23 protein-coding genes are annotated in these 25019 nt (G+C 67.7%); 6 read left to right on the top strand and 17 right to left on the bottom strand.

What is annotated here, in order from left to right:
* Nucleotides 1–24: 24 nt before the first annotated feature.
* The 4 genes from JWS14_RS08535 to JWS14_RS08520 all read right to left on the bottom strand — a co-directional run bounded on the left by JWS14_RS08535 (nucleotide 25) and on the right by JWS14_RS08520 (nucleotide 3553).
* The gene (locus JWS14_RS08535; RefSeq protein WP_206012879.1) at nucleotides 25–861 is read right to left on the bottom strand and encodes a mycofactocin-coupled SDR family oxidoreductase; all 837 of its coding nucleotides are present in this window, start codon (nucleotides 859–861) and stop codon (nucleotides 25–27) included.
* Between the two features lie 34 nt (nucleotides 862–895).
* Entirely contained in the window at nucleotides 896–2086 is a 1191-nt protein-coding gene (locus tag JWS14_RS08530; protein WP_206012878.1) for an acyl-CoA dehydrogenase family protein, read from the bottom strand.
* A 248-nt stretch (nucleotides 2087–2334) separates the two neighbouring features.
* Nucleotides 2335–2886 (bottom strand): hypothetical protein, encoded by a 552-nt coding sequence (locus tag JWS14_RS08525; RefSeq protein WP_206012877.1) that lies wholly within the window; start codon nucleotides 2884–2886, stop codon nucleotides 2335–2337.
* A gap of 130 nt (nucleotides 2887–3016) precedes the next feature.
* Nucleotides 3017–3553 carry a hypothetical protein gene (locus JWS14_RS08520; RefSeq protein WP_206012876.1) on the bottom strand — a complete coding sequence of 179 codons (537 nt, stop codon included), beginning with the start codon at nucleotides 3551–3553 and terminating at the stop codon, nucleotides 3017–3019.
* Nucleotides 3554–3881: 328 nt separating this feature from the next.
* Between JWS14_RS08520 and JWS14_RS08515 the strand changes: the two genes are divergently transcribed.
* Nucleotides 3882–4283, top strand: coding sequence for a TM2 domain-containing protein (locus JWS14_RS08515; RefSeq protein ID WP_206012875.1), 402 nt, complete (start codon nucleotides 3882–3884; stop codon nucleotides 4281–4283).
* A gap of 164 nt (nucleotides 4284–4447) precedes the next feature.
* Here the strand turns inward: JWS14_RS08515 and JWS14_RS08510 are convergent, their stop codons facing one another.
* Entirely contained in the window at nucleotides 4448–5257 is an 810-nt protein-coding gene (locus JWS14_RS08510; protein ID WP_206012874.1) for a HugZ family pyridoxamine 5'-phosphate oxidase, read from the bottom strand.
* A 139-nt stretch (nucleotides 5258–5396) separates the two neighbouring features.
* On the opposite strand from JWS14_RS08510, the gene JWS14_RS08505 reads away from it, so the two are divergent.
* From JWS14_RS08505 to JWS14_RS08495, 3 genes are all read left to right on the top strand, one after another.
* Nucleotides 5397–5864, top strand: coding sequence for an NfeD family protein (locus JWS14_RS08505; RefSeq protein WP_206012873.1), 468 nt, complete (start codon nucleotides 5397–5399; stop codon nucleotides 5862–5864).
* Entirely contained in the window at nucleotides 5861–6733 is an 873-nt protein-coding gene (locus JWS14_RS08500; protein ID WP_072944252.1) for a slipin family protein, read from the top strand. The genes JWS14_RS08505 and JWS14_RS08500 overlap by 4 nt, the downstream gene beginning before the upstream one ends.
* A gap of 134 nt (nucleotides 6734–6867) precedes the next feature.
* A complete protein-coding gene (locus JWS14_RS08495) occupies nucleotides 6868–7797 on the top strand; it encodes a phosphodiesterase (RefSeq protein ID WP_206012872.1) in 930 nt (309 codons plus the stop codon).
* On the opposite strand, the gene JWS14_RS08490 is transcribed toward JWS14_RS08495, so the two are convergent.
* Nucleotides 7798–8151, bottom strand: coding sequence for a helix-turn-helix domain-containing protein (locus tag JWS14_RS08490; RefSeq protein ID WP_206012871.1), 354 nt, complete (start codon nucleotides 8149–8151; stop codon nucleotides 7798–7800).
* A gap of 57 nt (nucleotides 8152–8208) precedes the next feature.
* Here JWS14_RS08490 and ppk2 point away from each other — a divergent pair, with 57 nt between their 5' ends.
* On the top strand, nucleotides 8209–9150 hold the full coding sequence (gene ppk2 / locus JWS14_RS08485; protein WP_072944257.1) for a polyphosphate kinase 2: 942 nt from the start codon (nucleotides 8209–8211) through the stop codon (nucleotides 9148–9150).
* On the opposite strand, the gene JWS14_RS08480 is transcribed toward ppk2, so the two are convergent.
* The 9 genes from JWS14_RS08480 to JWS14_RS08440 form a co-directional block, all read right to left on the bottom strand.
* On the bottom strand, nucleotides 9151–10647 hold the full coding sequence (locus tag JWS14_RS08480) for a stealth family protein (RefSeq protein ID WP_420855134.1): 1497 nt from the start codon (nucleotides 10645–10647) through the stop codon (nucleotides 9151–9153).
* Nucleotides 10648–10814: 167 nt separating this feature from the next.
* Complete coding sequence (locus JWS14_RS08475; protein WP_095865795.1) at nucleotides 10815–11246, bottom strand: hypothetical protein; 432 nt, start codon at nucleotides 11244–11246, stop codon at nucleotides 10815–10817.
* A gap of 43 nt (nucleotides 11247–11289) precedes the next feature.
* Complete coding sequence (locus JWS14_RS08470) at nucleotides 11290–11706, bottom strand: acyl-CoA thioesterase (RefSeq protein WP_206012870.1); 417 nt, start codon at nucleotides 11704–11706, stop codon at nucleotides 11290–11292.
* A 10-nt stretch (nucleotides 11707–11716) separates the two neighbouring features.
* Complete coding sequence (locus JWS14_RS08465) at nucleotides 11717–12910, bottom strand: DUF3322 domain-containing protein (protein ID WP_206012869.1); 1194 nt, start codon at nucleotides 12908–12910, stop codon at nucleotides 11717–11719.
* On the bottom strand, nucleotides 12907–16194 hold the full coding sequence (locus tag JWS14_RS08460; RefSeq protein WP_206012868.1) for an ATP-binding protein: 3288 nt from the start codon (nucleotides 16192–16194) through the stop codon (nucleotides 12907–12909). The genes JWS14_RS08465 and JWS14_RS08460 overlap by 4 nt, the downstream gene beginning before the upstream one ends.
* A complete protein-coding gene (locus tag JWS14_RS08455; RefSeq protein WP_206012867.1) occupies nucleotides 16191–16796 on the bottom strand; it encodes a DUF4194 domain-containing protein in 606 nt (201 codons plus the stop codon). The genes JWS14_RS08460 and JWS14_RS08455 overlap by 4 nt, the downstream gene beginning before the upstream one ends.
* Entirely contained in the window at nucleotides 16793–18289 is a 1497-nt protein-coding gene (locus JWS14_RS08450) for a DUF3375 domain-containing protein (RefSeq protein WP_206012866.1), read from the bottom strand. Before JWS14_RS08450 ends, JWS14_RS08455 begins: the two co-directional genes overlap by 4 nt.
* Before the next feature lie 15 nt (nucleotides 18290–18304).
* Nucleotides 18305–19627, bottom strand: coding sequence for a DUF2786 domain-containing protein (locus JWS14_RS08445; protein ID WP_206012865.1), 1323 nt, complete (start codon nucleotides 19625–19627; stop codon nucleotides 18305–18307).
* Between the two features lie 10 nt (nucleotides 19628–19637).
* Nucleotides 19638–22850, bottom strand: a complete 3213-nt coding sequence (locus JWS14_RS08440) for a DEAD/DEAH box helicase (protein WP_206012864.1) — start codon at nucleotides 22848–22850, stop codon at nucleotides 19638–19640.
* 134 nt (nucleotides 22851–22984) lie between these two features.
* On the opposite strand from JWS14_RS08440, the gene mddA reads away from it, so the two are divergent.
* The gene (gene mddA, locus JWS14_RS08435) at nucleotides 22985–23767 is read left to right on the top strand and encodes a methanethiol S-methyltransferase (protein WP_206012863.1); all 783 of its coding nucleotides are present in this window, start codon (nucleotides 22985–22987) and stop codon (nucleotides 23765–23767) included.
* On the opposite strand, the gene JWS14_RS08430 is transcribed toward mddA, so the two are convergent.
* Both JWS14_RS08430 and JWS14_RS08425 read right to left on the bottom strand, forming a co-directional pair.
* Nucleotides 23768–24496, bottom strand: coding sequence for an SDR family NAD(P)-dependent oxidoreductase (locus tag JWS14_RS08430; RefSeq protein ID WP_072946142.1), 729 nt, complete (start codon nucleotides 24494–24496; stop codon nucleotides 23768–23770). It abuts the gene before it with no gap.
* Nucleotides 24497–24523: 27 nt separating this feature from the next.
* Nucleotides 24524–25012, bottom strand: coding sequence for a hypothetical protein (locus JWS14_RS08425; protein WP_095865789.1), 489 nt, complete (start codon nucleotides 25010–25012; stop codon nucleotides 24524–24526).
* Between the last annotated feature and the right edge of the window lie 7 nt (nucleotides 25013–25019).

Genomic DNA, 25019 nt, shown 5'->3' with positions numbered 1-25019 from the left:
CCCGCACTCGCAGGGATGTGCTGGTCAGACCTTGTTGAGGGCACCCGCGTCGACGGGCATCGCGATGCCGGTGACGTAGCGTGCCGCATCCGACGCCAGCCACACCACGGCGTTGCTGACATCCACCGGCTCGATCCACGGAGTCGGCAGCACGTTCATCGCCGTCTCGCACGCCTCACGGAAATCCTCGTGCGTGGGCGCCTCCAGATCGGGACGGAACAGGCGGTACATGTCCTCGTTGTCGATCATGTCCGTCAACACCGACGTGGGATGGATGGAGTTGCACCGAATCCGATGGGCGCCCAGCTCATTGGCGGCGGTCCGGGCGAGTCCGGTGACCCCGTGCTTCGCGGCGACGTAATGGGCGAAGTTGGGGAAACCCTGCAAACCGCCGGTGGAGCTGATCAGGACGATCGACCCGCCCTCACCCTGCTCGATCAGGTGGGGAACGGTGGCCCGCATGGTCTTCCACACACCCGACAGGTTGATGTCGACCATTTCGTCCCACTGCTCTTCGGTGAGCTCGTGCAGCGGTGCGGACGAGAAGATGCCGGCGTTCGCGACCACGGTGTCGAGTCGTCCGAGCTTCGCGACACCCTCGGTGACCACATCCTGGAGCTGACCGAGCGACCGCACGTCGGCGACCGCGACGTGGGCACGCTGCCCGAACTTCTCGATGTGCCGGGCCGTTTCCTGGAGTTCGTCCTCCGTCGCACCGCGGTACTTCGTCGTGGCCGGCTTGGCGCAGAGGTCGACGATGATGACGTCGGCGCCCTCTTCCGCGAGCCGGATGGCATGCGAGCGTCCCTGCCCGCGTGCGGCTCCCGTGACCAGTGCGACCTTGCCTTCAAGCTGTCCCATCAGGGGTCCTTCCGTTGTAAATGTGTGGGGGTCTTCAGACGGCGTATGCGCGCATGATCGGTGTGGCGGCGTCCACGAGGGTGATCTGATCGACCAGCATGTGCTGCGTCGCGACAGCGGCGTCGCGCACGCACCGGCCGAGCGCGCTGGGGTTACGGATCGACTGGCTGCCGGCCCAGCGGTGCGCGAAACCGACGATCTCACCCGCGACTTCCTGCGACCAGGTGATGACCTGGCGCAACCGGGCGCGCTGCTCCTCGGTGATCTCCACACCGGCGCGCGCACTGGCCTCGGCGTCCTCGTGGGCGGCGTACACGTACAGGCGAGTCGCCTGGTAGAGCGCCTCGTACTTGCTGAATTCGCGGCGGAACAGTTCCGACTCGCCGACGACCGTGGCGTAGCCGGGGCGTGCCTTGTTCGCGACGATCCGGACGATCTCTTCGAGCGCCCGCTTCGCGAGACCGAGTGCCACGGGGGCATGCCCGCCGACGCCGATGCCGAGCAGCCCCAGCCGGTACACGGCCTCGGGGCGGACGGGGGTGGTGGAGAACGTCTCCATCGTGAACTTGTCCGGGATGAAGCGGTCGTGGACGGCGTAGTCGTAGCTGCCGGTGCCGACCAGTCCCATCACGTTCCAGTTTCCGAGGAATTCGACGTCGGCGCGAGGGAGGAAGCCGACGCGGCAGTCGGGGGTGCCGGCTTCGTCCACGATGGGGTTCCCGTTGTCGTCGTGGACGACGAATCCCGCGCCGATCCAGGTGGCGTGCGCGGATCCGCTCGCGAACTGGTAGCGGCCGGTGACGCGGTAACCGCCCTCGACGCGGACGGCTTTGCCGGTAGGCATGATCATGCCGGCGGTGATTCCGCGGTCCGGGCCGCCGAACATCTCGCGGGCGCCCTCGTCGTTCATGAATCCGGCGGCGATGCCGGTGCTGAAGGAGTTGGCCATCAGCGCCCAGCCCGTCGACGCGTCGGCCCGCGAGATCTCCTCGATCACCTCGAGTGCCTGCACGATGCCCAGCCCGCCGCCACCGAACTCCGTCGGGACGAGGGTCCAGAACAGCTCCGCCTCGGCGAGGGCCTCGTACACCGGCCTGGTGATCGTCGCGTCACGCTCGATCGCATCCGCCTCCTGCTCGACGATGCGAGCGACCGCCTTCGCCCGGGCGAGATAGTCGACAGGCTCGGCGGAAACGGACACTGCTCGATCAACGGTTTGCGTCATGGAAATGACCTTCCTGGTATGCAACTCGGCTCGTCGTCACCGCACTCTTCGGTGGGGACGAGATCGCGGTATGACCTGAATCACAATGGTCTGTTCGCGCGTTGCACACAGGCGGGTGACCACGTGGTCCACTACGTGGTCACCCGGTCGGGTAATGCGGCGAGTGTGAAGCTCGCCGGTCGACTGTCGTGGGTTGCCGCGTTCACACGGCGTGAGAATCGCCGTGTTGGCGACGGGTCACCTGCTTCTCAGGTCCGCCCGCGGGCCCACCGCGGTGGCGGCCACGCCCCTGGTTGACTCGACATCTGCCTGCCGAACTCGATGGCGGCGGAAACAGCCTGGCCACCGGACATTGCCATTCGCTCGTCACTGCGTGGCGGAAGCAACTCGACCGAACTTCCGTAGGTCAGCACGGAACAGACCCCGTCCTTTTCGAGGACCAGAATTCCCGGGTAGAGCTCGCAGACCAGAGTCCGCGACCCGGGTGCGGTCGTGAAGTGTGTGGCCCTCACCTCGAGCAGGGGCCGTCCCGCGACAACGCACGCGGTCCAGGCCGGCCGCGCCCAGGCACCAGGAGGCGGTATGTTTCGGATCCTGCGCGGCCCGTCGAAGTAGCGGCTGAGCGCAACGAAATCGACCAGGTCGCCGAATCGGTCGGCAGCACTCTGAGCGTGTGCCCCGGGAATGGTGAATGCCTCATGCATGTCATCCGGTAGCGGTTCGACCTCGTCGCCGAATGACAGCATCGTCTGGACGCGGCCCCCTTCGACGACGAGGACGCCCTGGTACAGCTCGCACACGAGCCCTGTTCCCCGTGCTGTTCGATGTGTGTCGCCCCGACCTGCATCCATCCGTCGGTCTCGCGGCATTCGCCCGGGGAGCATGCGATTTTGTACCGCATCACCTGTTCCCACAAGGGCCGCGAGCGTGTCATCTGTCCCCGAAGCGCGGCGCCCAGAACGGCAGGTTGCGAAAGTAGTCGATGTCCTGGTCTTGATCGTCGAACGCGAATTCGATGAGGTCGTCCCACTCGGGTCGCAGGTTGCGGGCGACCGGCCACACCGTGTCCTGGCTGGTGTACAAGTAGTACCGCCGCGGCAGGGGAGCGGTGTCCTCCCACTCCACGGTTACCGAGCAGCCGTCGCCTGGGTTGCCGGCGATGACACCGCGCAGAGAGAAGTCCATCACGGACACCGAATTATCGCGGCGATCGAACGGCACATCGTCAGTCACGTTCTTCCGCGTTCGCACGATGATGCGTTCGCCCACTCGCATGTCGACGACCTTGGGCTCGTACCGAGGATCGGGATCCATCCGCCACTCGCCGGACGCCAGGAAGTCCTTCACCTGGTTGCGGCCCGACCGCTTGCTGCCGCATCCCACGATCCAGTAGCACTCGTCGTCATCGAGCAGAGCAATGTCGTCCTCCGTGTGCGCCGCGCTCTCTGCCGCATCCGTGTTGCTCATGCGAACACAGTAGAGCCAACGGCGGACGTGTTCTGTAGGTCGCCCGATGCAACTCCGATAAGCCGCAAAGGGGACGCGCCGGCACCGTGTTTCGCGATGGCGATTGCCTACGCATACCGCCCGCGAGGAGCGATGGATCCGAATGCGTGCCTGTGTACGGCAGATACGGTCACGCGACCGATACCGGACGAGCTTGGGTCCGTGTTACCTAGTGACCGTTGAGTGGATTGCAAAGCGCCGCAGTAGTAATGCTGCGACGCGGATCGGTGTGGTCGACTCAGTACGTCGTCAAATTTCGTGCTTCTTACATCTCCGAAGGACACCGCCGATGACCCAGCCTCAGCCTCCCTACGGTGAACAACCGCAACAGCCGTCTGGAGTGCAGCCATACGGGCAGCAGCCCTTCGCGCATCCCGCCCAGAACTTCGGCCAGGGATCGGGACTGCAACAGCCCGCGGCGTACGGCTACCACCCGGTGACGGGATTGCCGTACTCGCACAAGACGAAGCTCGCCGCCGGCTTGCTGAGCATCTTCTTCGGGTACTTCGGCGCGGGACGGTTCTACGCCGGCCACACAGGCCTCGGATTCGCGATGCTGATCGTGAACATCGTGCTCACCGTCGTCTCCCTCGGTATGTGGCTCTTCGTCGCGTGGATTTGGCCCGTCATCGACGGAATCGTCCTCCTCGCAGGCGAGCCGAAGGGCAAGAACGGACTCCCCTTGAGGTAGCGGCGAAGCCGGGCGGATCCCGAGGAAGTGGCTGCGCGACCGGAGGTTGCCTCGAGGCATGCGTGGTCACCCAGTCGGGTAATGCGCGAGAGCGGCGAGCACGAAGCTCGCCGCTCTCAGCCGGGCAGGTCGGTCGGGGAGGGAGTCACCCCCGGGTCACGCGCTCAACGCCCGGTCAGTGCCCGGGCCTGCTCTGTCAAAGCAACTGTCGCCGCGCGTAACTGGTCGACGGAGTCGAGAGGCTCTGCGTACCCGACGCGGGTGACGGCGACGCCGCGGGGTGTGGTGACGCGCAGGTCCAACCCGTAGCGGTCGGCGCCCTCGCAGGTGACCGTCTTCGCGTCGGGGAAGCCGCCGAGAGCCTGTGCCATCGCGCGGAGGGCGTCGGCGTGGTCGGCGTTGAGGTGCTCGATCGCCCGGCCGGCATGCGGGGTGACGGGGTCTGCTGTCGCCGCGGCGTAGGACTCTTCGCTCGCCGAGTCCATTCGCCCGTAGCCGCCGACCCACCGCACACGCTGGACCCGCAGCACCCAGAGCGAGAAGTCGCTGAAGTCGATGTAGACGTGCGCCGCCGGGATGGCCGCCAGGTGCGCCTCGCGCGCGGCGGCGAGTTCGTCGCCTTCCGGGCGGTAGACGTACCCGGCGAGGGTGATGCGGGTGCTGGCCAGCGGATCGGACGGCGGGTTCGGTGCGACGATCGCGATGCTGGCGCGGGGATCGTGCGCGAGGTTGCGGCCGTGCTCGGCCATCTGCGACACACACAGCACGGGGGAGCCGTCGAGCAGACCGTAGGTGACGAACGACGCCCACGGGTCGCCGTCCCTGGTCAGGCTCGCGAGGGTGCCCACATTGGTGGTGGCCGCGACGGTCCGGGCCTCCTCGGCCGCGGACGGGCGGGCGGGATTGGCGACCTCCTCCAACGGCGGCGGCACGGTCGGGGCGTCACCGGGATCTCCGTGATCTAGGTTGGTCATTCGTTGAACGGTACCCCGCCGGAAATTGCCGGTGGCATTGCCGTCGACCTGCGCTTACCGTTGAACTGAGGGCTCGATCGTCGAGTGGCTATGCGAGTGCGACCGGGTCCTCGCGAAGCGTGATCGTGGGTGATGCGAGATGACCGCGTTGGGCGTGCTGGCGCTGGTGCTGGGTGTGCTGTTGATCGTCGTCGAGGCACACGCACCGACCGCGGGCGTGCTCGGCGGGCTCGGGGCACTGTTCGTCGGGGCCGGGGTGTGGCTGCTGTTCACGTCCAGCGACACCGCGCAGATGATCGCCATCCCGGCGGCCGCCGGAGTTGCGGTGGTCGGAGTGGGTCTCGCCGTGGTGGGCGGCCGGAAGGCGCTCGCCGCCGGGCACGCGCCCGTGCGCACCGGAATGCAATCCCTCATCGGATCCGACGCCACCGTCCGCAACTGGAAAGGCAGGCAGGGTCAGGTCGAGGCCGCCGGCAGCCTGTGGAGGGCGCAGACCCTGTTCGGGGACGACGAGACACCGACCGCGGGCGATTCCGTCGTCGTCGAGCAGATCCGCGGACTCACCCTCACCGTGCGCCGCCGCGAACCATGGGAGCTCGAGCTATGACCACCATCATCGTCATCCTGTGCGTCGTCATCACCCTCCTCGCCGTCGTGGCAAGCAGCTCGATCCGGGTGCTGCGGGAGTACGAGCGGGCCGTCGTGTTCCGGCTCGGCCGGTTGGTCGACCTGAAGGGCCCGGGACTGGTGCTGCTGATCCCGGCGATCGACCGGATGGAACGGGTCAGCCTGCGGACCGTGACCCTGAAGATCCCCGTCCAGGAAGTGATCACCCACGACAACGTGCCGGCCAAGGTCACCGCCGTCGCCTACTTCCGGGTGGTCGACGCCGACCGGGCAATCGTCGAGGTCGAGGACTTCCTCGCCGCCACCCTGCAGATCGCCCAGACGACCCTGCGCTCGATCCTCGGCAAGGCCGACCTCGACGCCCTGCTGGGCGAGCGGGAACGCCTCAACGAGGACCTGCAGAAGGTCATCGACCAGCAGACCGAACCGTGGGGCGTGAAGGTCACCACCGTGGAGATCAAGGACGTCGAGATCCCCGCGAACATGCAACGGGCCATCGCCCGGCAGGCCGAAGCGGAACGCGAGCGTCGCGCCAAGATCATCAACGCCGAAGCCGAGTTCCAAGCCTCCGCGAAACTCGCCGAGGCCGCCGACGTCATCAGCCGCAACCCCACCACCCTGCAGCTGCGTTACCTGCAGACCCTCAGCGCCATGGGCGGCGAGAACAACTCCACCGTCGTCTTCCCGATGCCCCTCGACCTGGTCCGCCCGTTCCTCGCGGCGGCCAAGGACGCGGCAGCCACGGACGACGGAGACGAGCGCGCCCGGTTCGAGGCCCAGGCCAACCTCGCCGCGATGATCCCGCCCGCCGGCCCGGAGACGCGCACCCCGCACCACGCACGAAACTGACGTGCCCCACCGTTCACCGTCCGGACACCGCGCGTACCCCGGGCGGTGACCGCAGTGCGCTTGGCTAGGGTTGGACAACCAGCAGGAGTCCACCCGGGCACCTGCCCGTCGGGGCGAGCGGAAGCGAGAGACCGATGAGCGGCACCGAGGCAGCCGACATACGGACGGCCGAGTATCCGCGACCGTCGCACTTCGTGCTGCACCTCAGCGACACCCATCTGGTCGACGACGACCTGCTGTACGGGGCCGTCGACAGCGAGGCCACGCTGAGGCAGATCTTCACCGAGATCGAGGCTTCGCACGCCCGACCGGACGCCCTGGTGTTCACCGGCGACCTCACCGACCGCGGCCAGCCCGGCGCCTACGAGAAGCTGCGGGCGATCGTCGAACCGGTGGCCGCGTCGCTCGGTGCGCAGGTGATCTGGGCGATGGGCAACCACGACGACCGCGGCAACTTCCGGGCCGAACTGCTCGGGCAGGAACCATCGTACGAGCCGATCGATGACGTCCACGACGTCGACGGGCTGCGCATCATCACGCTCGACACGACGGTCCCCGGGCGCCACCACGGGGAGATCTCCGAGAGCCAATTGATTTGGCTGGCACAGCAGCTCGCGGTCCCGGCGCCGCACGGGACTATCCTGGCGCTGCACCATCCGCCGGTGCCGTGTGTCCTCGACCTGGCGGTGCTGGTGGAATTGCGCGATCAGCCGCGCCTCGCCGACGTGCTCCGCGGGAGCGACGTCCGGTCGATCCTCGCGGGGCATCTGCACTACTCGACGACGGCGACGTTCGCGGGCATCCCGGTTTCCGTCGCGTCGGCTACCTGCTACACCCAGGACCTCAACGTCCCGGCCGGGGCGTTGCGCGGACGCGACGGCGCCCAGGGCTACAACCTGGTGCACGTGTACCCGGAGACGATCGTGCATTCGGTGGTCCCGATGGGCAGCTACGACACCGTCGGCGAATACGTCACCGCCGAGGAAACCGGGCAGCGGCTCGCGGCCGAGGGCGTGCGGATCCCCGACGCCGGCGAGCAGGCCGTCAAGCCCGTCCGGGTCTGATCAGTTGCTGCGCGGGAACTGTTCCCGGTAGGCCATGACGTCGGACAGCCGGAACCGGCGGTGGGTGCCGCGCATCTCGATGGGCAGCGCGCCGGAGTCGGCGAGCCGGCGGACATAGGTGTCGGAGACGCCGAGGATCTCCGCGGCCTGCGATGTGGTGAGCAGGTCGGCCACCGCACCGAGCGCCACGCTCTGACCGTCGGCGAGGAGAGTGAGCAGTTCGAGGACGGCGTCCCGCGCGGGCTCGGGCAGCACCATTCCGTCGAGGGTGACGACCGGCGACGCGTCGAGGGCGGTCCGAAGCTCGGTCGCGGCCGTCGAGCCGAGCGCGGAAACGATGTGGTCGATGCTCATGCCGTTTACGATCTCATGGGCCTGCCGGGCGACGGCGCAGAGCGGTAGCCTTTGCAGATGGACGAGTTGCGCGATCCCACAGCCTTCGAACTCGCACGCGCCGACCAGATCGACGTGACCCCGGAGATAGACGAAATCGGGGAGCTGCTGCGCAAGTCCGGCCGCAAACACGCGGCCGACGAGGACGAGCCCTGGCGGCACGGCTACCCCTACGACACGAAGATGACGCGGCGGCAGTACGAGAACCGCAAGCGGAAACTGCAGATCGAACTGCTCAAGTTCCAGGCCTGGGTGAAGGAGAACGGCGAGAAGGTCGTCATCATCTTCGAGGGCCGCGACGCCGCAGGCAAGGGTGGCGCGATCAAGCGCTTCACCGAACACCTCAACCCTCGTGGCGCGCGGGTGGTGGCGCTGGAGAAGCCCACCGAACGCGAACGCACCCAGTGGTACTTCCAGCGGTACGTGCAGCACCTGCCCGCGGGCGGGGAGATCGTGATGATGGACCGCTCCTGGTACAACCGGGCCGGCGTCGAACGCGTCATGGGCTACTGCACCCCCAACGAGTACCTCGAGTTCACCCGGTCAGCGCCGGAGTTCGAGCGGATGCTGGTGCAGTCGGGCATCCACATCGTGAAGTTCTGGTTCTCTGTGGGCCGGGAGGAGCAGCACGCCCGGTTCGTCTCCCGCAGCACCGACCCCGTCAAGCAGTGGAAACTCTCACCCACCGACCTCGCGAGCCTCGACAAGTGGGACGCCTACACCGAGGCGAAAGAGGCCATGCTGTTCTACACCGACACCCCGCACGCGCCGTGGACCGTCGTGAAATCGAACGACAAGAAACGGGCCCGGCTCGAGGCGATCCGCTGGATCCTGCACCGCTTCGATTACACCGGCAAGGACGCACGCGTCGTCGGCAAACCCGACTCGCTCCTCATCGGTTCTCCCGCAACGGTCTACGACGAGGGTGAGCGCCCGGCCGACGCGTTCCCCAGCGTCTGATCAGATCCCGGTCTCCCACGGCGCCGGGATCGGGAAGTAGTTCTCCAGGAACTGTGTCACCTTCCGGGTCCGCAGCTCCAGGTCGATCTCGGGTGCGCTGCCGTCGTTGAGGCAGAAGAAGTCCATCGACCGCTTCGCGAGCAGCGAATCCATGTCGCGGAGCCCCGACTTCATGGTGGTGTCGACGTACTTCACCCGCGCCGCCGTCTGCACCACCGCGCGGCCGCTCATCAGCGCGTAGTAGTGATACAGCGAGTTCGTCACCGAAATGTTGGTGCTGGCCCGGAAAGTGCTTGCGGCCGTGGCGGCGAACTCGTCGGGGAACTCCTTCTCCATCTCCTCCATGACGCTCTTGCGGAGCGGGGTGGCGGCGTGCTCGAGGTGCCGGGTGGTCATCAGCCCGAACCGGTCCTGCAACAGCCGGCGGTTGACGCGGGCCGCGTTCTCGAAGCCGCTGCGCTCGTCGTCGTTGTGGCCCAGCCCGATTCGGGTGGTCGCCTCGATGAACATGGTGATCCCGCCGGGGGAGAAGAACATCTGCGGGCCCACCGAGCGGCCGAAGAACATGTCGTCGTTCGAATACAGGAAGTGCTCAGCGAGCCCGGGGATGTGGTGCAACTGGCATTCCACGGCCTGCGAGTTGTGGGTGGGCAGCACCGACGGGTCGGCGAAGAACTCCTCGCTCGGCATGAACGTGACCCGCGGGTCGTCGGCCAGCCACGCCGGACGGTCGGAGTCGGTGGCCACGAAGATGCGGCGGACCCACGGCGCATACATGTGCACCGAACGCAACGCGTACTTGAGTTCGTCGATCTGCCGGAACCGGGCGGCGGAGTCGTCACCCTCACCGACCACGTAGTTCTGCATCCGCTTCGCGCGCTGCGCCTGGAACTCCGCCGACGAGCCGTCCACCCAGGAGAACACCAGGTCGACGTCGAAATTGATGTCCGACGCGTGGTCGGCGAACATGTTCTCGATGGTCGGCCACACCCGGCCGAACCGCTCCACGGTGCCGCGGACCGCCTCCTCCGACCGCACCACACGGCGGGTCAGTGAATTCTCCATCGGCAGCACGATCTCGTCGTCGCTGATCGACCACAGCTCGATCTGCACGCCCGTCGACGCCCCGTAACTCAGGCCGCTGGCCAGGTGCACGCGCGGCCGGAACAACCGGAAGATGCGGGCCTTCGACGTCGCGGACAGGCTGCCGTCGGAGACGAGGACCGCGGGGCCCTTGGCGTCGACCGTCTTGGAGTAGAACGGGCGGTCCTCGCACGCGGCGACGAGCGCCGCACGCAACGCCTTGCGCTGCGCCCAGTTGATCGCAATCACCGGGCGTTCGTCGTTGCCCCGCACCAGCAGGTACTCGATGCCGGCCGCGTCGAGGACGTCGCGGACGAACAACAGGTCCTCGACCATCGCCTCGTGCGGCGTCGTGTGCGTGATCGGCAGCGCGAACCGGCCCTTGAACCGCACCACGTCGGGACGGTCCCGCAACCGCGACGACGCGGCGGCGGAGGCATGCGCGACAGCGTCGGCGGTCTCCTGCTCCGGAGGAACCAGGTACACGTCGTGCGGAGCAGAAGAATGAGTAATGTCGGGCCTTTCGGTGACGGTCGCGAGTGCGAACAGTGCCAGTGTAGGCCCAGGTTGCGGGGCGACGGTCAGTCGAGGACCGTGAAGAACGAGTCGCCGTCCTCGGCGGACCCGTCGATCTGACCGCGATCGGTGCGCGAGTCCTCCACGATGACGCCCTCGACGACGGCGGCGTGCTTGGTGCCGAACACCGGAATGTCGATCTCCTCGTCGTCGATGACGCGGTCGACGTCCTCGGTCAGCTCGTCGTCGGGCAGATCCCGCAACGACACCTCCTGCTGCTGCTCCAGCGGGGTATCGGGCTCCTCCTCGGACAACTTCTCGTCGAGCGACTCACCCTCGCGCTCCTCACGCAGCGTGGTACCGAACCGGTCGGCCTCACTCCAGCCGTCGGGCGGATCGACGACGTCGTCGCCGTCGTTGTTGCGCACGTCGTCGGAGTCCAGGCTCTCGCTGGGGCTCAGCGTGTCACCGGGCCCGTCTTCGATACTCATAACCATCAAATGCCCAGATCAGGCGTGGTTGAAACTTCGATGGTCGAGGTCAGGCGACAGCTCGAGCGTCGCGCAACGCTTCGAACGCGGCGATCTGTTCCGGCGACCACCGCGTCGAGTTCACCCGGCTCGAATCGAGGTGCACGAGTATGACGGTCAGCTCCGCGGCCTGCACGCCGTCCTGGTGGAGGGTGATCAGGAAGGTCAGCGAGGTGGTGCCGATCCGGTCGAGGGTGACGTCGACGTCCGCGGCGCCGGTGAACAGTTCGCGTCCGAAGTTGCTGACGACGTTCACGACGGCGGTCTGCGTGACCGGGTCGAGCAGGTCGCCGCATGCCTCGACGAGCGCCCGCTTCCACGCCACGGCGGCCGCCTCGTGCACGCAGTAGAACGGCACATGGCGGCTCACGGACGCCGGCGCGTCCGGCGTGGCGTTGTTCCGCAGGGGGAGCGTGTAACGAGGCATGGATCGGACATTACTTGCTGCCCGGACGGGCGTCGCAGCCGGAGGACGGCGATGACAGGTCCGGACCGAAGGCGGCGTTCAGTTGCTCGAGCACGTACGGCCAGGGGATCCGCTCCTGCTCCAGTCGGAGATCACCCTCGCGCAAGGATCCCAGGGCGGCGGCTTCGGACCCGGTCAGGTGGGACACTTCATTGAACGTCGGTGACTGCTCCCGGACCGCGAGTCCCCGCCACCGATCCAGGGTGGCCTGATCCATCAGCAGACTCCGCACGTGCGGAAGGTGCCGGCGCAGGCGGTCGAGGATGGCGAACCCGTGACTGTCGAGGTCGCCCCAGTACCAGACTTCCGAGCCGACCACCCACGGGACTTCGGCCAGTTCGTGGACCGTGTAGCCGCTGCCGTGCACCGCAACGGTGTCTGCCAGTGGCGGGAGCGCGTACAGGCCCTCCTTGTTCTCGAGAATCAGCGTGCGCGCCGGGTTCAGCGGCAACGTGGTGAGTTCCTCCAGGGAGGTGGCGAAGCGTCGCGGACTGCCGGCCAGCAGACCGGGATCGCACAATGCGAGATCGCGCAGGTGGGGAAGGCTTCGGATGCCGAGGTCCCGGCTGCCGCGAACGCCGTCGAGTAGCGTCTCCACCACGCCGCGGTGACGCGCGAGCCATTTCGTGTCGACCCCCGGAACGGGAAGCTGACGAACGAAATACCCGGAGTTCGGTTGGTCGCTCAACCACCGCGCGATGGTGGTCAGCCTGCCGAAGTCGTCGTCGTCCAGTTCGAGCCATTTCGCCGCGGTCGCGGCAACCGCGGCCGACAACTCCGGGGTGCCGGGACCGAGACGGTCGACGAGTGTGTCACGGCGCATCACCAGGGCGCGCCATTCGGTTGCGCGGCCACCCGCGGACGCGATCCGGCCGGCCCCGGCCAGCGTCAGCCGCACCGGCACGTCCTGGGTGCCGAAGCTCGGCCACCGCCGCGTCGCCCACTCCACCCGGCCGTCGCCGGCGTAGCCGCGCCAGGCGCGTACCCACGCGACGACCGTGTCGGGGTCCCCGGCAATCTGCTGCTCGGACGGCGGATGCAGCGCCACGGTCAGCGAATCCTGATCGGCGAAAACGGAGTCGGCCAGCCAGCGTCGTCGGCGACTGTTGTAGGCGGCCAGTGCCTTCGCGGCGGCTACGGGCGGCAGAACGCATCGTGTGCTCATGCACTGCCCACGTCGTCGAACTCGATGAGGCTGAGTTCGGTGTGCATGCGGTCGCGGATACTCACGGTCACCGCACCGCCGATGTACTCCTCGAGGGTGCCGAGCAACTTCAGCGGCGTCGCCAGCACCATGTGGAAACCGAACTGCGCGAACACGTCCAACGCCCGGCGTGTGTAGGCGGAGTCGGCGCGGTCGAACGCCTCGTCCAGGATGACCGTGCCGTAACGGGGAAGGTCTGCGCCGTCGGGTGCGAGCTGATACCGCAATGCCGCTGCCAGACAGAAGAACACGAGTTTCTGTGCCTGACCGCCGGACAGTCCGGAGCTCGAATCGTGGTAGTTGCGAGCCTCTCCGGCGCCATCGATCTCGACGCCGATGAATCCCACGTGCAGGCGAGTGTCCAGGACCTGCCGCTGCCAGCGCTGATCTGCGGGTTCTTTCGAGGCCAGACGCTCCAGCACCGCCGCCATCCGCTCGAATCGCTCCTCGGCCGCGGGGCGCTGCTCGACGTCCCAACCACCGCTCGTGATCCGGGTCAGGTCGTCCAGCAGGTCGGCCGCCGCCGGCGAACGTCGCTCGCGGACGTCGATGCGCAACCACCGGTCGGTGTCGAACGCGGAGCGGCGCAATGAGTCGTTCACCGGGTCGATCCGGGAACGGATCTCCGCCGGCGCCTTGCGGATCGTGCGAGCGAGTTCGCCGATGTTGCGGTGCGACTGGTCGTGCAGCAGCTGGAAGAACCGATCTTCGTACCGGGGGAGACCGTCGGAGCGCAGCCGTTGGAGAATCGCCAGGGCGTCGTCGACGTATTCGGCGTCGACCCTCAACTCACCGCCGCGGGACTCCCACCGCGCCAGGTACTGCGACAGGATCCGGACGATCGACGCGCCGGCGGCAGACACCGCGTTCTGCGCCTCACCCCTGTCTTTGCCGATGCCCTGGCCGACCTCGAACAGCGCCCTGTCGATATTGTCCGATGTGACCCGGCGCGCGAACTTCTGAAACCGCTCCTTGATCCGGGCAGCCACCGCATCGGGGGCCGTCTCGCCCGCGTCGAGTCCGGCCTGCGCGATCCTCGCTTCGAGTTCCGTGAGCGCAGTCCGGTGCACCGACAAAGCTGTGTCCGCCTGACGCCGGGCCGCGTCGGCCTCGTTCTCCGCCTTCTTCGCGAGCTCGAGGTCAGCCGACACCGCGGAATGCTCCGGGTTGTCCTGCTGCCAGGAGTCGAGGCGGCCGTCCACCGCGTCGACGGCAGCCTGCGCCGCGCTGACGTCGACATCCGCCCACTGCGCATCGAGGATTGTCTGTGCTGCGCGATTCTGCCGGGCGATCCGCTGATCCTCACGGTCCAGCGCGTCGAGTCGGCTCGTGACACCCGCGATCGTGACGTCGAGATCCGCGATTCGACGGCGAATGTCCTCGAGTTTGGTTTCGTTGTCGAAACCGAGAACCCACCGCCGCCGGTCGTCGATGCGGCTGCGGTCATCCTTCTCGTGCCGCTCCGTGGAGTGTTTGACCTGCCCGGCACGTGTCACGGCGCGGGCGTGATCCGCGAAGCCGGCCGCGGTGTCGACACATGCGTAGTCGTAGCGGTCCGCGAGATGGTGGTGGATCCACGGGGCGAGCGGACCGTCCGAGACCTCTACTCGGCGCACCAGCGACAGCGCCCCGGTCTTCGGCACCGTCGTCGGCGTGGCGCCGACCCGCACCCGGCGATACACGAGCCGCGCGCCGAGGTGGGTGGCATCGACGGCCGCCGCGACCGCCGGATACACCTCCTCCGGGACGAGAAGGGTGCGCCCGAGGCCGCCGAGGACCCGCTCGATGGGGCCGGTCCACTCGGAGTGCTCGTCCCGGACCGCGATCAACTCGCCCGCGAACGGCACGGCGTCATCGGGGACGCCCGCGGCGGAACAGATCGACTCCCGGGCGCGCAGCAGTCCCGGATCGATGTTGGAGCGTCTTCGGGCGATGATCTCCCGATCGGTGATCAGCGCGGCGCGCTCCTTCTGCGCGGTGCCGCGCTGTTCGGCGAGGGGATAGCGGTCACCGAACCGCTCCTCGTGGGTGGTGGACGCCTGGCGCAACTGATCCTCGAGTTGCCCGCGCAACCGCGCGAACTCTTCGGCGGTCTCGGGAACGGTTCCCTCCCAGGCCGACACCGCCTCTGCGATCCGATCCCGCCTGGCACGCACCCGGGCCAACGTCTTCAGTTCTGCGTCTCGCTGCGCGTGGAGGGTGGCCAGCCGGCCGCCCTCGATGCCCTCGAGTTTCACGGTCAGATCGAGGGTTTCCTGGCGGGCGCGTTCGGCCGCTGCCGTGGCCTCGGCCGCGCCCGACTCCAGCAGGGGAGTCAGGGCGCGGCGTTCGGTGCGATCACCGCACAGCAGCGACAGCGTCATCTCGGCGTGAACCGCCCCGAGATGCGCGTTCTCCTCCTCCGTGTCCCGCAAGGACTCGAGGCCGCGGCGCCGCGTGTCGGCCAGGTCGACGAGCGGTGTGAGCATCTCGACCTGAAGCCGTGCGTCGACGACGACGCGGTGGGCCTCCTGCAGATCGTGGAACTGGTTGACCGCGCGCTCGGCCATCGCGAACGTGCTCGGGGTGTCGAGCATGTAGTCGCGGAACAACTGGTCGAGGCTGCCGAGGCTTTTCGCGGACAACGTGCGGTGCAGCAGTCGCTGCGCGCCTTCCGTCGAGATGCCCAGACGGGAGCGGAAACTGCGGGCGAACGGCGCGTAAGTCGGGTTGACCGCCGCCTCCGGCCACCGCTTACGGATTCCCCTCGTGTCGATACCGCGGGCCATGAACGCGCTGAAATCCGTCAGGTCCAGTTCGTGATCGAGAATGAGATGGAGGTGGCTGACATCGCCCGCCGCGTTCTGCCCCCGCCCGAGATGCATGAGCTTGACGAGGGTGATCGGCGGATCGTCGGTGCCCGCGCGGTAGGTCAGGGCGATGCCGCTCCACGTCGCACCGGTCCGCAGGTACGAGGCGACCAGCCCCTCCGTGTCCGCGCCCGCCTCCCGCCGCCACGCACCCCGGATGTACGTGACGAAGTTGCGTCCCGAGTTCGTGGCCTCCTGCGCGGCCGCGTTGAACCGCAGCTGATTACCCGGGACCAGAACCGCCGAGATGGCATCGATGAGCGTGGACTTGCCGGAGCCGGAATTGCCGGTGATCAGGAAACCCTTGCGGGCCACCGCGAGATCGTGGTGGCCGTGCAACGTCCCCCAGTTGACGACCTGCACGCGCGCGAGTCTGCGTTGACCGGGATGGATCACGATGTGCCCTCCTCCAGAATCCGCCGGAACTCCGCCTCGACGAGAGCGACCTGTTCGGCGTCGAACAGCTGCCGCAACACCGGGGAGACCTCCATCCGATCGTCGGTCGACGTCTTTGTGAGCAGCGAATACTTGTCGAGTTTCTTCCACGACGCGTTGATGCGCTTCGCGTAGCCGGCGGGGTCGGTGTCGCTCGCCGCGCGATACATCTCGAGCTGTTCGCGCAGTTCGTCGAGATCGACGATCACCCGTTCACCCGGTTGCGCGCGCAGCAGACGTTGGCGCAACGCGAGCAGCATGACCGTGTCCATGAAGGTCAGACGCTCGGTGCGCAGCACCGTGGGAGTACCGGCGTCGCCGGTGTCGGCGGGGCGGGTGAACGCCAGCTCGTTCTCGTCGTCGATGACGAGAACGAGAAACACGTCGGCGAGCCGGGACCGGAGGAGGCGCTCGTCCCGGATCACCGCGCGCCACACCTCGGGATGCTTGGCCGCGGTGACGAGCGGGCCCTTGAGCAGCTGCACGAAGGCGCGCCGCGTCTCCACATCCAGTTCGCCGGTGTCTCCGGGGTACTGGCCGCGGGTCGTCGGCTCGTCGGTCATGTCGGGCTCCCCGTGGGTTCGTATGCCTGCCGGGTGGTGAACTCGTCGGCGGCCGGATCGAACAGGCGACGTCGAATCGTCGCCCGGCGTGCGACGCCGGCTCCCGACACCCACTGAATGTCCTCGGTGCCGTCGATCGCGTGCCCGTGGTGGGTGGCAAGGACCATCAATCCCACCGCGCTCGCGAGCCCCTGAGTGGCGGGGTAGTCGCGCAGGACGTCACCGATCGTGGCGCGACCGTGCGCCCGCAGAGTGGCCGCGACGTTGTCGGACAATTCGTCCATATCGATCTCGGATTCTCGGACGAGCCTTCGGAGTTCGTCGAGATCGACGGTGCCGGCGTCGTGGGTGAGCACCGGTTCGGTGACGAGGTTGTCGGCGGGATTGTGCAGGCGAAGAGCTGCGACCGATTCGATGGTCATACCCACACGCACCAGATCGAGGTCGAGCAGGTCGTAGGGCCTACGACGTTTGGCCACGGCGACGGCACTCTGCTGCGCGGTGCGCAGCAACCGCTGCAGCCGGCGGTGTTCCTCGTAGTGACGTGACTGGACGAAATGACGCAACGACCGGGACAGTGAGGTCATCGTCGAATGCACCTCGGAGCCTGCCGTTTCCATCTCCGTCAGCAACGTCCGGAACCGTAATCTCTGATCGGTGGTCAGCATCGCGGCGAACGGCCGCTGCAGCACCGCGTCGATCCACTCGTCGATCTGCGACGACCGGGCCGGATCGAGAATCATGTCGTAGAACGCGGTGAAGCTGCGGCCGGCATCGGAGTCCCCGATCAGGTCGACGCCGCGGAACACATCTCCCAAAGTGTCGCCGCGGTCACCGTCGTCGTCGAGGATGCGCGCCCGCAGATCACGGTTGAGTTCCTCGAGTTCGGCGCGGACCCGGGCGAAGTCCGCAGGGACCTCCGAGGCCAGCGCGAGAATCTCCGCGGAACGCTCGACGGCACGATCGCCGTCGAGGACCGGGAAAACCCCCGACTCCACCGCCGCGATCTGCTGATCGATCGCCGCCCGTTCGGTCAGCAGCGCGGTGAGGCGAGTTTCCGTGCGCGGATCGGAATCCCGGGCCAGAGCCTGCAACTGGGTGGAGAGCGTGGTCAGGCGGGATTCGGTGGCCGAACTCGCCTGACTGGTGAAATTCGCGACGAACGCCATCGCGGCGAACGCGCCCTCGGTCGGTTCCAGAGTCTCTTCACGGGTACCGGCCGCCGCTCGGCGGAGCAGATAACCGGACCGCACCCACTCGGTGCAGTACGCCTGACCGGTGCGCGGGAAGTCGAGGCCCTCGTCGCGCATCGTCTGAAGGTCGGAGTCCAAGCGGGCGAACAGTTCCGGAGCCGGGAGGCGTCGGGTCCCGCGATCGAAGTGCCGGCCCAGCAGCGCCAGAATCGCCGGCGCCGTGTCGGCCCGCAGCAGCGTCCACGCGGCGTGGTCCTGGCGCAGGCGAAGAAGCCGATGGACGTCGGCGGTGATGGACATCGGACTCCTCTCGGTTCAGCCGGTGATGCGTTCCCGGCCGCCGGTCAGGTCGGCCAGCTCGGCGGCCACACGCCCCGCCTGCCAGCCGTGCTCATTGGTGATCGAATGCGACGTCGTGACGACCGAGGGGAACTGCTCCTCGAACACCGAACCCACCGCCTCGCTGCGCTCGGCCATGATCGGCACCAGTTCCTTGCCGTACTGACTGGACGCGTCGCGGCCGGCCTGTTCCCGGGCGATCGTGAGCCGTTCCCCGATCCGGGTGGCAAACGCGAGGAGGAACGAGCGACGGAAGCTGGGTGAGCGTTTCACCCGATCACCGCCCGCCTCGCTCAACGCGTGGGACGCCTGAACGAGCAGCGAGGTGAATAGCATTTCGCTGAGATCCAGATCGACGGGCATCCCGACCATGCTGACGAGGCCGAATCGTTGGTGCCAGAGCACGCGCACATTGTTGGTCTTCGCCACACAATGCAGCAACTGCACCTTCGCTTCGGGGTACGGATTGTCGACGAGCAACCGGCGGGTGACCACCTGATCGGTCAGTGAGGTGTGTGCATGCGCGTCGATCACAGCGCTGTCGATCGCATACCGGGTCATCAGATCCTGCGCCTTCGCCGAAAGGGTCTCCGCTTCCTCGGCGAACGTGGTCGCTTCGGCCTTGGCCAGCAGGCCGCGGATGCGGGAGAGCACCTTGGGTTCGGGCCCGCGTGGAGCAGAGGACGAGGCGACCGTTCCCTCGCCCCAGTTCGCCGGGGTCGCGAGCAGCGGGGTCAGGGGTATCAGGTAACTGCAGTAGCCGAGGAACGACAGGATCGCCGTCCACGTTTCGGTGGGGTCGGCATTCTCCGAGGCACACCACGCGGACAGGTAGCCACGGGCGGGTGCGCTGTCCGGAGCGATACCCAACTCGTCGAGCTGCTCCCGCCACTGAACCGGCGCGGTCTTGCGCGCCGAGGTGCGGCTCGCGTGCGCGCCGATCACGGTGACCGTCAGCCGAGCCGTGCGCGCACCGAATTCCCGGCGCACCGCGTGAACGAATTCCGTCGGCTGCCACCCCGTGCCGAACACGTGGTCCATCGACCCGTCGAGGATCCGGGACACCCAGTCGAGAACAGTGTCCGCACACCGGGAACCGTCGAGATCGGCCAGCTGACGGACCGTCCGCTGCAGCGACTCGGGATTCGCCGAGGGCCCGTACGCGAACTCGATTCCGGCGAACACCAGGGATTCGGCACCCTCGACCTCGGGACGGGGCGGACGCTGCTCCCTGGCATGGCCACGTTGCTGCTTCTTGCGTTTGCGTGCAGCGCGGTTCTGCTGACTGTTCCGGCTCAATGTGCACTCCTCACTCGAACAGGCTGCGGATGTCGTCGGCGTCGAGGGTGGAGCTGAGCAGGGAGTCGGCGTCCATCACACTCGCGAACAACGCCGACTTCTTCGCCTTCAGCGCCATCACCTTGTCTTCGATCGTGTCCTTCGCGATCAGGCGATACACCATCACGTTGCGGGTCTGCCCGATCCGGTGCGCCCGGTCCACGGCCTGGGCCTCCGTTGCCGGGTTCCACCACGGGTCGAGGATGAAGCAGTAATCGGCCTCCGTGAGGTTCAGCCCGAAGCCGCCGGCCTTGAGGCTGATGAGGAACACCGGGGCGGCGCCCTCCTTGAACTCGCGGAGAACGTCGCCGCGACGACGGGTGCTGCCGTCGAGGTAGCTGTGCGCGACGCCGGCGTCCGCGAGTCGGTCGCGGATCTTGCCGAGGAACCCGGTGAACTGGCTGAACACCAGCGCCCGGTGACCGCCCGCGACGACGTCGGTGAGCTGCTCGAGCAGGGCGTCCACCTTCGCGGACGGGACGTCGTGGTATTCGTCGTCCACCAGACCGGCGTCAAGGCTCAGCTGCCGCAGCAGCGTGAGCGACTGCAGGATCGTGAAGCGGTTCTTGTCGACGTCGGCGAGCAGACCCAGGATCTTCTGCCGCTCACGCTGCAGATGGGTGTCGTAGACCTTGCGGTGCCGCGGGTGCAGCTCGACGTCGAGCACCTGCTCCTGCTTCGCCGGAAGATCCTTCACCACTTGCTCTTTGGTGCGGCGCAGCATCAGCGGCTTCACGCGGCGGCGCAGCTGTGCCAGAAGCTCCGTATCGCCCTGCTTCTCGATCGGTTTGCGGTAGTAGTCGGTGAACCGGGCCGGATTCGGGAACAGCCCCGGGGCGGTGATCGACAGGAGCGACCACAGCTCCATCAGGTTGTTCTCCATCGGCGTGCCGGTGATCGCCAGCTTGAACGGAGTCTCGAGTCGGCGGACGCACTGGTAGATCTTGGACTGATGGTTCTTGGTGAACTGCGCCTCGTCGAGGATCAACCCCGACCACGCCGACTCCGCATAGGCGTCGAACTCGAGGCGGAATAGGGTGTACGACGTGACGACGATGTCGGCACCCCGGACCAGTTCGTTCAGCGGAACCTTGCGTCGTGTCAGGGTGTCGGAGATCGCGACGACGGTCGCGCCGGGGGCGAAGCGGGCCGATTCGGACTCCCAGTTCGACACGACACTGGTGGGGGCGATGATGAGGAACGACGGCGCGTCCGGATTCGACTGCCGCGCATGGCAGATCAATGCCAGTGCCTGCAGCGTCTTGCCGAGTCCCATGTCGTCGGCGAGGATGCCGCCGAGCCCGTGCTCCCACAGGAAGCTCAGCCAGCGGAACCCCTCCAGCTGGTACGGGCGCAGCCGGGCGTCGAGCGTGCTCGGAACGTCCGCGGGCCCGACGGTGGTCGGGGCCATCAGTCCGTCCACCTGCTGCCGCCACTGCGTCGACTGCTTCTCGACGGTGCCGAGCGCGGCGAACTCGTCCCACAGGCTCGCCTGGAAACGGCTCAACCGCAACGACCCGTCCGCGCGTTCGCGGAGAGCCCGCGCCTCGTCGATCAGCTTGCGCAGCGTGTGGAGCTCGGGTTTGTCGAGGGAGAAGTAGGCGCCGTCGGGCAGCAGTAGTTCGGTCTTCCCAGCGGTCAGCGCCGAGAAGACCTGGTCGAACGGAACGTCCCGGCCCTCCACTGAGAGGGTCACGCCGAGGTCGAACCAGTCGGTGCCGCCCTCGGATTCGGTGACGGACACCCCGATGACCAGGGAGTCGCCGGCCTCCCGGTAGTCGGCCGCTTCGCCCGACACATCGATCGACACGTCGGACTTGCCGTGGAGCAGAGGCAGGACCTCGGTGGTGAACCGCATCGTGTCGAGTCCGCGCAACGCCGTCGACTCCGGGCCGCTCGACCCCAACCCGTACCTGTCCCAGGCGATGTCGAGTTCGTCGAGCAGTATGCGTTCGCGGGCGTCGTCCCGATACTCGTCGCCGGGGGTCCGGGCCGAGAGCGGCGTGCGATGCTCGTCGTCCCCGACGGTGTACAGCCACTCCCAATCGACGGTGACCTCATGGTCGGAGAGATACGACGCCCGCATCACCAGGGTGGGCTCGGAGATCTCGGGTGGGACGAACGAGCCGTCCGAGGAGATGACCGTGGCGAGGTTGCGCAACTTCGGCAGGAAGTCCGTCAGGAAACGGGACTGCTCGGCGGCGGGAACCTCGATGGGTATGCGGCGGCGCACCAGGTCCTGCAGGGGAGCGGGGACGGTCGCGTCGAGCCGGGCGAGATGTATGCGGTCGTCCGCGTCGACGTAGAACAGGCCGTGGGCCCGGACGCCAATGAAGCCGACGGTCGCTGCGTCGACGGGTCGACCGTCGATCCGGACCACCGGCTGCACCACGAGAGAGCCCGTGGCCTCGTCGCGGGTGGCGTCGAGGCAGACCTCGGCCGTGCGGTAGGGGCCGAGCGCGCCCAGACGCTTGGAGGAGTGGATGAGCTCGACACCAACCCGGGCCGCCTCGTCGAGCAGCGACCACAGCTGGCGGCTGGCGAAGACCCCGAGGTCGAGATCGGTGTAGTTCTGGCGGCGATAGGTCAGACCCCCGTCGGCCAGCAGGTGGATCTCGTGCAGCACCCGGATCTGCTCGGCGGGATGCTGGAACTGGCTGCCCAGCTTGTTCCACGCCAGCCCGCCGACGATCCAGCCCCTGCTGCCCGGCTGGACGGGCCGTACCAGCAACCGAGGTGCCGCGCCGGCAGCCGACGCCTGCACCCGGAACTGGATGGCGAGCGGCGAGCGTCCGCCGGAGTCGCCGAACGGATCGGCGGTGAGGAGGGAACCGAGGGAGCGTTCCCAGGTGGGCGCGACCGCCGCCTGGGCCTCGGACCTCGCCTGCATCATCGCGGTGATCAGCAGGGCGGCGACGTGCTTGCAGTTCATGCCGACCGGACACGTGCAGATCCCGTACCGGTACACGGTGCGGCCACCGCTGGAGACGACGAACGCCGACGCGGAGTACGGCTCCCTCGCCGTGCCCGCCACCTCGCCCCACAGCTCCTTGGCCGCCAGATCCCACGACATCTCGATGACCGCGTGGTCGCGGGCGTACTGCTCGCCGCGGCGGTACGTGGTGGTGCCGAGGACCGCCTTGATCGACGCCATATCGATGTCGCGCAAGTCCCCGGGAAGCATGGCCACAGAGTAGTCAACCGCTCCGACAGGTCCCCGGGGTGCGGTGAGTCCCACCCCAGGGTTACTGGTCGCGCCCGTCGCGCGGCCGGAGACTTCGGTGCGTCGGGGGAAACCCATGGATCGGAGAGAACATCATGGCCGAGATGGTCGAAGCACCGCAGAAACACCGCACCGGCGGCGTCGCCAGAACACTGATCACCGTGTACGGAACGGTCGTGTACGTCACGTTCCTGGTCGTGTTCCTCTACGCGATGGGATGGGTCGAGGGCCTCGTCGTGCCCCACACGATCAACGACGGACCCGCCGCCCCCGTCGCGGTCGCGGTGGTCGTCGACGTGGTGCTACTCATGATTTTCGCCATGCAGCATTCGGTGATGGCCAGGCCCTGGTTCAAGAAGCGCTGGACGAAGATCGTCCCGGAACCGATGGAGCGCTCGACCTACGTACTGTTCGCCACGGCCGCTTTGGCGCTGATGATGTGGCAATGGCGTCCGCTGCCCGACCAGATCTGGCACGTGGAGACGAGCTGGGTCCGCGTCGCGATCTTCGCCGTGTCGCTCGGCGGATGGGCCCTCGTGCTGGCCGCGACGTTCGCCATCGACCACTTCGATCTGTTCGGGGTGCGTCAGGTGCTGCGAAATCAGAGCGGGAAGTCGGCTCTGCCCAGCCACTTTCGGACACCCGTGCTGTACCGGGTGATCCGGCACCCGCTGTACGCCGGTTTCATCATCGCGTTCTGGGTCGCGCCGACCATGACCTGGGGCCGGCTGCTGTTCGCCGTCGGGACCACCGGCTTCATCCTGGTCGCTGTGCGTTTCGAGGAACACGACCTGATCGACACGTTCGGCGACGACTATCGCACCTACCGCACGCGGGTGCCGATGCTCGTCCCGAGGTGCGGCGTAAAGCCGAGGTAGTCACAGACCGCCGGCGACGGCGATGGTCGTGGCGGTGACGTAGGACGCCTGGTGGGACAGGGCCCACAGCACCGCCTCGGCGATCTCCTCGGGTGTCGCGACCCGGCCGAGGGGGATCCGACCGGCGACCCGTTCGGGTCGCCCCGGGTCGCCCGCGGCCGCGTGGATGTCGGTGTCGGTGGTGCCGGGAGCGACGCCGACGACCCGGATGTTCGCGCTCGCCAGTTCCCGCCCGAGCCCCGTGGTGAGACTGTCGACGGCCGCCTTCGAGGCCGCGTAGCCGACGTATTCGCCGGGTGCCCCGGTTCCCGCCGCGACCGAACTGAGGTTGACGAGCACGCCGGGGCGCCCCTCCCGGACCCAGTGTTCGGCCGCCGCGCGGGCGTAATTGATCGTCCCGAACACGTTGACGTCGAACACCTCCCGCAGCGACGCGTCCGTGGTGGTGAGGAAGGTGCCGAGCGGACCGGTGGTCCCCGCATTGTTGACCACCGCGGTCAGTTGCCCGCGCTCGTCGGCCGCGCCCACCACGGCCGCGGCCAGTGCGGCGTCGCGCACATCGGCACGCACGGCGGTGGCGCGGATCCCGCACTGGTGCACGAGGTGGGCGGCGGCCTCGTCGTCGTTCTGATAGGTGAACGTCACCTGATAGCCGCGATGGACGGCCAGGCGCACGACGGCGGCGCCGATGCCGCGCGACCCACCGGTGACGAGGATGTGTTCGCTCACCATACGAGCGTATCCGGGTGGGCGCGGTCAGCGCGCGGGCCTGCCGAACGTGATGCTCGGCGCCGTCACCGTGATCGACGCGATGCGGACCGTGAGACCGGGGGCGGGCGGCGGTTCGGCGTCGATGACGGTGGGGTGATAGTCGACCTGCTCGGGCACCGGACGGGCCGGTGAGAAGACACTCCGGACCACCCCCATCGGCGTGCGGGCGATCGCGTCGGCCGACTGCTGGATCTGCTCGAGCGTCCGGAACATCGTGTCGACATTGTCGGACTGCCTGCCCGTGCTCACGGCCTCGACCACCGGCCGCATCGTCCGCAGCAGGAACACGACCTCTTCGAGCAGTTCCTCGGTGAGCCGGAGGATGCGGAACGACGTCTTTCCGACCTCGATCGGCACGGTGACCGTACACACGGCGACGCGGACGGGACCCTCCGCCGCCTCGGCCGCCCTCCGGTACGCGTCCTCGACCACCGGGGCGACACACGACGGCACGAAGCGGGAAACGAATGTCACTGGTCGA

Origin of the sequence: Rhodococcus koreensis (assembly GCF_017068375.1) — a bacterium.
Taxonomy (GTDB): domain Bacteria; phylum Actinomycetota; class Actinomycetes; order Mycobacteriales; family Mycobacteriaceae; genus Rhodococcus_F; species Rhodococcus_F koreensis.
This window is presented reverse-complemented; position numbering and strand designations above follow the sequence as displayed.

Excerpts from the sequence above, each read along its gene's own strand:
- JWS14_RS08535 (WP_206012879.1), bottom strand. The coding sequence starts at position 861 with ATGGGACAGCTTGAAGGCAAGGTCGCACTGGTCACGGGAGCCGCACGC.
- JWS14_RS08530 (WP_206012878.1), bottom strand. The coding sequence starts at position 2,086 with ATGACGCAAACCGTTGATCGAGCAGTGTCCGTTTCCGCCGAGCCTGTC.
- JWS14_RS08520 (WP_206012876.1), bottom strand. The coding sequence starts at position 3,553 with ATGAGCAACACGGATGCGGCAGAGAGCGCGGCGCACACGGAGGACGAC.
- JWS14_RS08515 (WP_206012875.1), top strand. The coding sequence starts at position 3,882 with ATGACCCAGCCTCAGCCTCCCTACGGTGAACAACCGCAACAGCCGTCT.
- JWS14_RS08510 (WP_206012874.1), bottom strand. The coding sequence starts at position 5,257 with ATGACCAACCTAGATCACGGAGATCCCGGTGACGCCCCGACCGTGCCG.
- JWS14_RS08505 (WP_206012873.1), top strand. The coding sequence starts at position 5,397 with ATGACCGCGTTGGGCGTGCTGGCGCTGGTGCTGGGTGTGCTGTTGATC.
- JWS14_RS08500 (WP_072944252.1), top strand. The coding sequence starts at position 5,861 with ATGACCACCATCATCGTCATCCTGTGCGTCGTCATCACCCTCCTCGCC.
- JWS14_RS08495 (WP_206012872.1), top strand. The coding sequence starts at position 6,868 with ATGAGCGGCACCGAGGCAGCCGACATACGGACGGCCGAGTATCCGCGA.
- JWS14_RS08490 (WP_206012871.1), bottom strand. The coding sequence starts at position 8,151 with ATGAGCATCGACCACATCGTTTCCGCGCTCGGCTCGACGGCCGCGACC.
- ppk2 (WP_072944257.1), top strand. The coding sequence starts at position 8,209 with ATGGACGAGTTGCGCGATCCCACAGCCTTCGAACTCGCACGCGCCGAC.
- JWS14_RS08475 (WP_095865795.1), bottom strand. The coding sequence starts at position 11,246 with ATGGTTATGAGTATCGAAGACGGGCCCGGTGACACGCTGAGCCCCAGC.
- JWS14_RS08470 (WP_206012870.1), bottom strand. The coding sequence starts at position 11,706 with ATGCCTCGTTACACGCTCCCCCTGCGGAACAACGCCACGCCGGACGCG.
- JWS14_RS08465 (WP_206012869.1), bottom strand. The coding sequence starts at position 12,910 with ATGAGCACACGATGCGTTCTGCCGCCCGTAGCCGCCGCGAAGGCACTG.
- JWS14_RS08455 (WP_206012867.1), bottom strand. The coding sequence starts at position 16,796 with ATGACCGACGAGCCGACGACCCGCGGCCAGTACCCCGGAGACACCGGC.
- JWS14_RS08450 (WP_206012866.1), bottom strand. The coding sequence starts at position 18,289 with ATGTCCATCACCGCCGACGTCCATCGGCTTCTTCGCCTGCGCCAGGAC.
- JWS14_RS08440 (WP_206012864.1), bottom strand. The coding sequence starts at position 22,850 with ATGCTTCCCGGGGACTTGCGCGACATCGATATGGCGTCGATCAAGGCG.
- mddA (WP_206012863.1), top strand. The coding sequence starts at position 22,985 with ATGGCCGAGATGGTCGAAGCACCGCAGAAACACCGCACCGGCGGCGTC.